The 7,052-nt window shown below is 70.1% G+C and carries 7 protein-coding genes and 1 pseudogene; 1 reads left to right on the forward strand and 7 read right to left on the reverse strand.

Annotated elements, in window-relative coordinates:
* Positions 1 to 678: pseudogene (locus QZ483_RS11665) on the reverse strand (23S rRNA (uracil(747)-C(5))-methyltransferase); the annotation flags it as partial.
* A 5-nt stretch (positions 679 to 683) separates the two neighbouring features.
* Complete coding sequence (locus tag QZ483_RS11670) at positions 684 to 2,015, reverse strand: AI-2E family transporter (RefSeq protein WP_297084172.1); 1,332 nt, start codon at positions 2,013 to 2,015, stop codon at positions 684 to 686.
* 93 nt (positions 2,016 to 2,108) lie between these two features.
* On the opposite strand from QZ483_RS11670, the gene msrA reads away from it, so the two are divergent.
* On the forward strand, positions 2,109 to 2,765 hold the full coding sequence (gene msrA / locus QZ483_RS11675; RefSeq protein WP_297084174.1) for a peptide-methionine (S)-S-oxide reductase MsrA: 657 nt from the start codon (positions 2,109 to 2,111) through the stop codon (positions 2,763 to 2,765).
* A gap of 87 nt (positions 2,766 to 2,852) precedes the next feature.
* Here the strand turns inward: msrA and QZ483_RS11680 are convergent, their stop codons facing one another.
* The 5 genes from QZ483_RS11680 to QZ483_RS11700 all read right to left on the reverse strand — a co-directional run bounded on the left by QZ483_RS11680 (position 2,853) and on the right by QZ483_RS11700 (position 7,000).
* Positions 2,853 to 3,839: an acetylxylan esterase gene (locus QZ483_RS11680; protein ID WP_297084176.1), complete on the reverse strand. Its 987-nt coding sequence runs from the start codon at positions 3,837 to 3,839 to the stop codon at positions 2,853 to 2,855.
* Positions 3,839 to 4,453, reverse strand: a complete 615-nt coding sequence (locus tag QZ483_RS11685; RefSeq protein ID WP_297084178.1) for a hypothetical protein — start codon at positions 4,451 to 4,453, stop codon at positions 3,839 to 3,841. Before QZ483_RS11685 ends, QZ483_RS11680 begins: the two co-directional genes overlap by 1 nt.
* Positions 4,454 to 4,489: 36 nt before the next feature.
* Entirely contained in the window at positions 4,490 to 5,302 is an 813-nt protein-coding gene (locus QZ483_RS11690) for a Bax inhibitor-1/YccA family protein (RefSeq protein WP_297084180.1), read from the reverse strand.
* Between the two features lie 163 nt (positions 5,303 to 5,465).
* Entirely contained in the window at positions 5,466 to 6,227 is a 762-nt protein-coding gene (locus QZ483_RS11695) for an ABC transporter permease (protein WP_297084182.1), read from the reverse strand.
* On the reverse strand, positions 6,224 to 7,000 hold the full coding sequence (locus tag QZ483_RS11700; RefSeq protein ID WP_297084185.1) for an ABC transporter ATP-binding protein: 777 nt from the start codon (positions 6,998 to 7,000) through the stop codon (positions 6,224 to 6,226). The genes QZ483_RS11695 and QZ483_RS11700 overlap by 4 nt, the downstream gene beginning before the upstream one ends.
* Between the last annotated feature and the right edge of the window lie 52 nt (positions 7,001 to 7,052).

Raw genomic sequence — 7,052 nt, forward strand, 5'->3', positions numbered from 1 at the left:
AGCGGCCTGGCGGTACAGCGCGGCCGCGACCTCGGTGTTCGTCTGGAAGAAGCTCTGCGGGCGCAGGTGCAGGGGGATGCCGTTGACGTCCATCTCCAGCGTCTCGCGCTCGGTGAGGAGAATCTCCCGCTCGCCCTCCACGATCGCCGCGTGGGCGGGCTGGATGTTGACGGAGGCGACGGCGAGGCGCGGCAGCTGCTCGTGCAGCCACGGCAGGTGCTTGCGAACCCGTGCGAGCGCCTCGGTGGAGCGCAGGACCCACCGCACCATCAGCGCGCCGTCGGGCGCGACGGTCACCAGAACGTGCTTGAGTTCGCCGCGCCGATGCGGCACGGAGTAGGGCTCGAGGTCTGCGCGGGTGACGAACGCCGCGAGGGGGGCGAAGGCGGCCGCCAACGGCTCCGGGTACAGCGGGCAGTCCTGCAGATCCTGGCCCTCGCCGTGAGCGTCGAGGATGCCGATCGTGGGTGCGTCCACGGTCCCGGCGACGACCATCTTGGCCTTGGTGCGAAAGCCCGTCTCGCGGCTGGCGACCGTGGCCAGCCAGCGGAGGTCGGGTGTGACCGGCGCCAGCAGGTCCTCGACGTGACGCCTCTTGGCCTCGAGCTGCTGGGCGTAGGGGGTCTCGATCCAGGTGCAGGACCGGCACTGGCGCGCGTCGTAGTAGTCGCAGCGCACGGGGCTCAGTCGTCGTCGGGACGGCGCGTGCGCAGCTGCTCGCTGTGCGGCTCCTCCTCGGCAGGGGCCGCAGCACCACCGTCCGTGGAGGAGGCCGGGCGGTCATCCTGGTCGAGCACCTGAATCTCGCCGGTGTGGGTGAGGCGCTCGCGCGCACGCCGGATGGCCTCCTTGGACCGCGTCGCCATGACCGGCACCTGGGAGGTGATGGGCGGCGGGTCCTCCTCGTCGACAGCCGCGCCCAGGCTGAGGCCCCGCTTGAAGGCGTAGAGGGTCGCGACGATGGGCACCGCGATGATCGCGCCGATCAGCCCCAGCGTGAGCGTTCCCGCGGTGATGGTCAGCAGCACCGCGAGGGGATGGATGGACGCGGCCTTGCCGAACAGCCACGGGTAGAGCACGTTGCCCTCGATCTGCTGCACAGCCAGCACGATCGCCAGCATGATCAGGGCCGTGGTCCACCCGCCGTCCACCAGCGCCACGAGAGACGCGATCGCGCCGGAGAGCGTCGCGCCGATCAGCGGGATGAAGGAGAACAGGAACACCAGGATCGCGATGGGCAGCGCGAGGGGGACGCCCAGGATCCAGGCGCCGATGCCGATGCCCACGGCATCGACGAAGGCCACGAACACCGTGGTCTGGGTGTAGCGCCGCAGCGTGATCCACGCGTGCATGCCGGCGTGGTCCGCGCGCTCCACCGCGGGGTCGGGCAGCAGGCCCACGGTCCAGGTCCAGATCTTGCGACCGTCCCGCATGAAGAAGAACAGGGCGACGAGGGCGATGATGGTGCTGGCGAACAGCGAGCCGATCGCGGAGCCCACGGACAGCGCACCCGACGCGACGCCGAGCACGTTGTCCTGGATGAAGCCCTCGATGTTCCCCACAACCTCGTCGATCTGCGCCTGATCGATGCCCAGCGGCCCGTCGACGAGCCAGGCCACGAACGTCTCGAAGCCCTCGACCGCTGCCTCCTGCAGCTGGTCGAAGTCGTTGACGAAGGACGTGGATGCCAGCGTGCCGAGGCCCAGGACAGTCACGATGATCGCCAGGATCGCGAGGATGGACCCGAGCGAGCGAGGGATGTGCGCCTGCGCCATCCGCGCGACCATCCGCTCGAGGGGCGCTGCAATGATGAGCGCAATGACGAGCGGCACGAACAGCGCGGTGAGGCTCGTGAACACCCACGCCAGCGCGAGCACCACGACGCCCACGATCACGATGCGCCACGACCAGGCCGCCGCGACCCTCAGTGTCACCGGCACGCGGTCGACGACCGATGGCTGCTCGGTGTACAGCACCGAGGACTTCGGCTTGGTCTCGCGCGGCTCATCGGGCATAGCGCGAGCCTAGCGCGCCGCACTGACGATTCCCGTGGCGCGCGCGGAACATGCCGCGCCACGCGTGCGTTCTCTGCCAGGAGAGGAGCACTGATGCTGGGAACGAGCAAGACGCGCATGATCACCGCCGACGAGGCCCTGCCGGGCCGCGACGTCGCGCTGGAGGTGCCCGACCGTCACGTGGTGCTGGGCACGCCGCTGCAGGGACCGTGGCCGGAAGGGCTCGAGGTGATGTACGTGGGGATGGGCTGCTTCTGGGGTGCCGAGCGCATCTTCTGGCAGACCCCCGGCGTGCACTCGACCGCCGCCGGCTACATGGGAGGCTGGACCGCGAACCCCACGTACCAGGAGACCTGCACCGCGCAGACCGGTCACGCCGAGGCCGTCCAGGTGGTCTACGACCCCGCCCAGGTGTCGCTCGAGACGCTGCTCGCCGCGTTCTGGGAGAACCACGACCCGACGACCGCGAACCGCCAGGGCAACGACGTGGGCACGCAGTACCGCAGCGCGGTCTTCGCCACGACGGACGCCCAGCTCGCTGCGGCCGAGGCCTCGCGCGACCAGTACCAGGCGCGCCTCGCGGAGTCGGGCTACGGGCAGATCACCACGCAGATCGCGCGCGCATCGGAGGCCGGCGACGGCCAGTTCTACTACGCCGAGGACTACCACCAGCAGTACCTGCACAAGAACCCGGGCGGCTACTGCAACCACGGCTTCTGCCAGGTGGGGTACGCACCCGCCGGAGCCTGACCGCGGGAGGTGACGGGCGCATCGGCCCTGCAGACGGCCGATGCGCGGGTCGCCGTGGCGAGCCCGCGTCGCCTCAGCGGTGGTCGCCTACGCGGTGACGGCGCGCACGAACTCGAGTTCGCGCATCTGCTGGTGCGCTTGGCCGCCCTCGTGGCCGTTGTACGGATAGACCTCGATGCGCTTGGCAGGCGGCGTCGCGGCCCGGTCGCCGTACCAGTTGAAGGCCGCGAAGCCCGTGGACGGCGGGCACACCTGGTCCATGAGCGCGACCGAGCTCAGGTACGGAGCGCGGGCGCGCTTGGCGTGGTTGACGCCGTCGAAGTAGCTCAGGGTGTCGAGGACCTGCTCGCGGTCGGCGCGAGTGACCTTGAGGTACTGCACCACCTCGCCGTACGGGAACTCGCCGGAGATGTCGAGCGAGCGCTCGAAGTGGCACAGGAACGGGACCTCGGCGACCACGCCGGCGAGGTCGGGCACCAGGCCCGCGACCGCCAGCGCGACGCCGCCGCCCTGCGATCCGCCCAGGAAGACCACTCGACTCGCGTCCACCTCGGGCAGCGAGCGCGCGGCGTCAACGCCCCGGACAGCGTCGGCGAAGACACGGCGGTAGTAGTAATGGTCGCGGCTCTCGATTCCGCGGGTCATGACGCCGGGCGCAGCGGGAGTCGAGCCCACGGGGTCCGCGGTGTCGCCGCCACTGCCCCACGTCGCCCCCTGTCCGCGCGAGTCGATGTAGAGGTGCGCATAGCCGGCGGTGGCCCAGAAGGTCCGCTCGATCGCGAGGCCACGCCCGCCGCCGTAGCCGTTGATCTCGACGACCGCCGGGAGCGGGCCCGTGGCGTGGCGCGGGCGCGCGAGCCAGGCCCGGATGGGGTGGCCGCCGAAGCCCGGGAAGGTGGCGTCCTCGATCTCGACCACGGCCAGGTCAACCGGGGCGGGCGCGCGGAGGACGTCCATGGGCGTGGTGCGGGCCTGCGCGAGAGTCGCCGCCCAGAACTCGTCGAAGTCCGCCGGCTCGCGGACGTCGGGACGGTAGGTGCGGAGCTCAGACTCGGGGAGGTCGAACAGCGGCATCAGGCCGCGCCCCCGCCCACCACGATCGTCACCAGGGACATCACGACCATGAGCCCCACGAAGGCGCCGAGGATCGCCACCTGCTTGGGGTAGCGGCGCAGTTTGTCGACGTACATGTAGGTGACGAGGAGGCTCGTGGCTGTCGCGGTCATCATGTAGATCGACGCCTGCGAGCGGAACGTCGTGAACTGGCCGATGTCGGAGAACTGGCCCTGCAGCACGGTGAGTCCACCGAACGTCAGGCCGTACCCGATCGCGCCGCCCAGGATCGCGAAGGCCGTCTCGCCCACGCCGGGCCGGAGGTTGCGGACCACGCGATCGAGCACCAGGCCCACCGGCCACGCGACCACAGCTCCGCCGATCGCGATCGGCGCGGCGATCTCGATGAAGAAGCTCACGCCGCCCGACGCGACCGTCACCGCGAGCACGAACAAGTGCACGATGAGGACGCCCAGGATCAGCGAGGAGAGGCCGCGGCCGACGGGCGCCCTCTCGTTGAGCACCGCCTCGTTCGCGCGCTGCTGCGAACGCGCGTCCTTGTCCTCGTCAGGCCAGTTCAGCTCGTACGGATCCTCGCCGGGCTTCGCGGTCAGGTCGTCGTCGTCCTTCGGCATGCGTGGTGTGCTTGCGTCGCGGTGGGTGACCGGCCGCTAGTTGCGGCCCTGCAGGATCGCGATGATGCGCAGGAACTCAATGTACAGCCACACCAGGGTGACGACGATGCCGAAAGCGGCCTTCCAGTCGTACTCCGCAGGCAGGCCGTTCTTGACGCCGTTGTCGACGAAATCAAAGTCGCCGATGAGCGAGATGCAGCCCAGGATCACGGCGAAGGCGCCGATGAGCACGCCCAGGGGGAGACCCATGATCTCGACATCGGTGCGCAGGCCCCAGGCGGAGTCGGTCGCGCCGAAGAGCATCATGCCGATGTTGACCAGCGAGAACAGCAGATACGAGATGCCGCCGATCATCAGGAACTTCTGCAGCTTGGGCGTGTAGCGCACACGGCCCGACCTGTAGAGCCACAGGCACACCGCGAAGGTGCACGCGGTCGCGAGCAGCGCCTGCAGCGCAGCACCAGGCACGTCGAACGCCGTCTCGATGTACTGCGACAGCGATCCGAGGAAGTAGCCCTCGACGGCCGCATAGAGGATCGCGAGCGCGGGCGTGGTGGTCTTCTTGAAGGCCAGCACCAGACCCAGGATCATGCCGCCGATCGCGGAGACCATCAGGCCCGCGAAGTTGAAGAACATGTAGCCGGGGACGGCCGTCAGGAACGCGAGGATGATCATGCCGGACGTCTTGGCGATGACGCCCTCGTAGCTCATGCGACCGCGGTCGACGGGCCCGGCGCTGGGCTGGTCGAACTGGTACTGCAGGTCGGAAGCCGAGACGGTGGAACCGTCCTGGTTGATGGTCGCTCCAGGCTTGAATGCCTTGTCGGAGCTGAAGACGGGGCTGGCCACAGGGTCCTCCTCGATTGGGTCCGGATCCAGCATACCTAGGCGGAGGGCGTGTTCGGCATCCCCCTCGCGGACGATGCTGGCCCTGACCCGCGGCTGCCGCGGAGCCGATGCGCGTGCGGGGTCTCGTACGGGACCCGACCCGCGCATCGGGCGCGCGGACGCGTCAGCGGGTGCGACGACGCCAGGCGGCGATTCCCAGCGCCCACCCGCCCACCGCGAGCGCGATGCACCACCCGAGTGCGCGCCAGCCCTGACCACCGACCGGTTCCTGCGCGAGCAGCGCGCGAATCGTGTCGACGATGGGCGTGACCGGCTGGTGCTCGGCAAACCACCGCACGGGCCCCGGCATGCCATCCGTCGGCACGAACGCCGAGCTGATGAACGGCAGCAGGATCAGCGGGTAGGAGAACGCGCTCGCGCCGTCCACCGAGCTCGCGCTGAGGCCCGCGAGGACCGCGAACCAGGTGAAGGCCAGGGCCAGCAGCGCGAGCAGGCCCACGACCGCGAGCCAGGCCGCGAGGCCCGCACCGGACCGGAAGCCCATGAGGACTGCGACGCCCAGCACGATCACGAGCGAGACGGCCGTGGCGATCAGGGCGGTCAGCACATGAGCCCACAGCACCGAGGTCCGCGCGATGGGCATGGACCGGAACCTCTCGACGATCCCGGACTGGACATCCATGAACAGCCGGTAGGACGCGTAGGACACGCTCATGGCGGTGGTGATGAGCAGAATCCCGGGCAGCACGTAGGACACGTAGGGCACGTCGCCGGAGTCGATCGCGCCGCCGAACACGTAGACGAACAGCAGCATGATCGCGACCGGCATCAGCGCCGTCGTGATGATCGTGTCCGGACTGCGCGCGATGTGGCGAAGCGAGCGGGTCGCGAGCGTGCGGCTGTCGGCGATCGCGTGGACGGTCATGACGGCTCCTCCGTCTGCTGGCCCCGTCCTGTCAGGTGCAGGAAGATATCTTCGAGGCTGGGCTGGCGCTCGACGTACTCGACCCGGGCCGGCGGCATGAGCTCCTTGAGCTCGGCGAGCGTGCCCTCGACCAGGATCCGGCCCTCGTGCAGGATCGCGATGCGGTCCGCCAGGCGCTCGGCCTCCTCGAGCTGCTGTGTCGTCAGCAGAATGGTCGTGCCGCCGCGCGCCAGCTCGCGCACGGCTTCCCACACCTCGAGCCGGCCCTCGGGGTCGAGGCCGGCGGTCGGCTCGTCGAGCAGCACCACAGCGGGATCACCCACCAGACTCATGGCGATGTCGAGCCGGCGCTTCATCCCGCCCGAGTAGGTCCCCGCGCGACGCTCGCCCGCGTCCCCGAGCCCGAAGTGCCCCAGCAGTCGCGACGCGACCCCCGACGGGTCCTCGACGCGCCGCAGGCGCGCCACCAGGGTGAGGTTCTCGCGGCCTGTGAGCACCTCGTCCACCGCCGCGAACTGGCCGGTGAGGCTGGAAGCGGCCCGCGCATCGGCCGGCGCTGTCGCCACGTCCGCGCCACCCACTGTGGCGACCCCCGCATCGGCCCCTAGCAGTGTCGAGAGCACGCTGACCAGCGTGGTCTTGCCGGCACCGTTCGCGCCCAGGAGCGCGGTGATCGAGCCGCGCGCGATCTCCAGGTCGACGCCCCGCAGGACCTCGAGATCCCCGTAGGACTTCTCCAGTCCGGCGATGCTGACGGCGGGTGCGGCGGCCATGGTCGTCAGCCCTGCAGCGCGATCGCGCGGTCGAGCGAGGCGGTGAGGCGGG

The sequence above is a fragment of the uncultured Demequina sp. genome (assembly GCF_913055775.1).
In the GTDB taxonomy this organism is placed as follows: Bacteria; Actinomycetota; Actinomycetes; order Actinomycetales; family Demequinaceae; genus Demequina.

Coding starts and splice junctions, on each gene's coding strand:
- QZ483_RS11685 (WP_297084178.1), bottom strand. CDS start 4,453: ATGCCGAAGGACGACGACGACCTGACCGCGAAGCCCGGCGAGGATCCG.
- QZ483_RS11695 (WP_297084182.1), bottom strand. CDS start 6,227: ATGACCGTCCACGCGATCGCCGACAGCCGCACGCTCGCGACCCGCTCG.
- QZ483_RS11670 (WP_297084172.1), bottom strand. CDS start 2,015: ATGCCCGATGAGCCGCGCGAGACCAAGCCGAAGTCCTCGGTGCTGTAC.
- QZ483_RS11680 (WP_297084176.1), bottom strand. CDS start 3,839: ATGCCGCTGTTCGACCTCCCCGAGTCTGAGCTCCGCACCTACCGTCCC.
- QZ483_RS11700 (WP_297084185.1), bottom strand. CDS start 7,000: ATGGCCGCCGCACCCGCCGTCAGCATCGCCGGACTGGAGAAGTCCTAC.
- msrA (WP_297084174.1), top strand. CDS start 2,109: ATGCTGGGAACGAGCAAGACGCGCATGATCACCGCCGACGAGGCCCTG.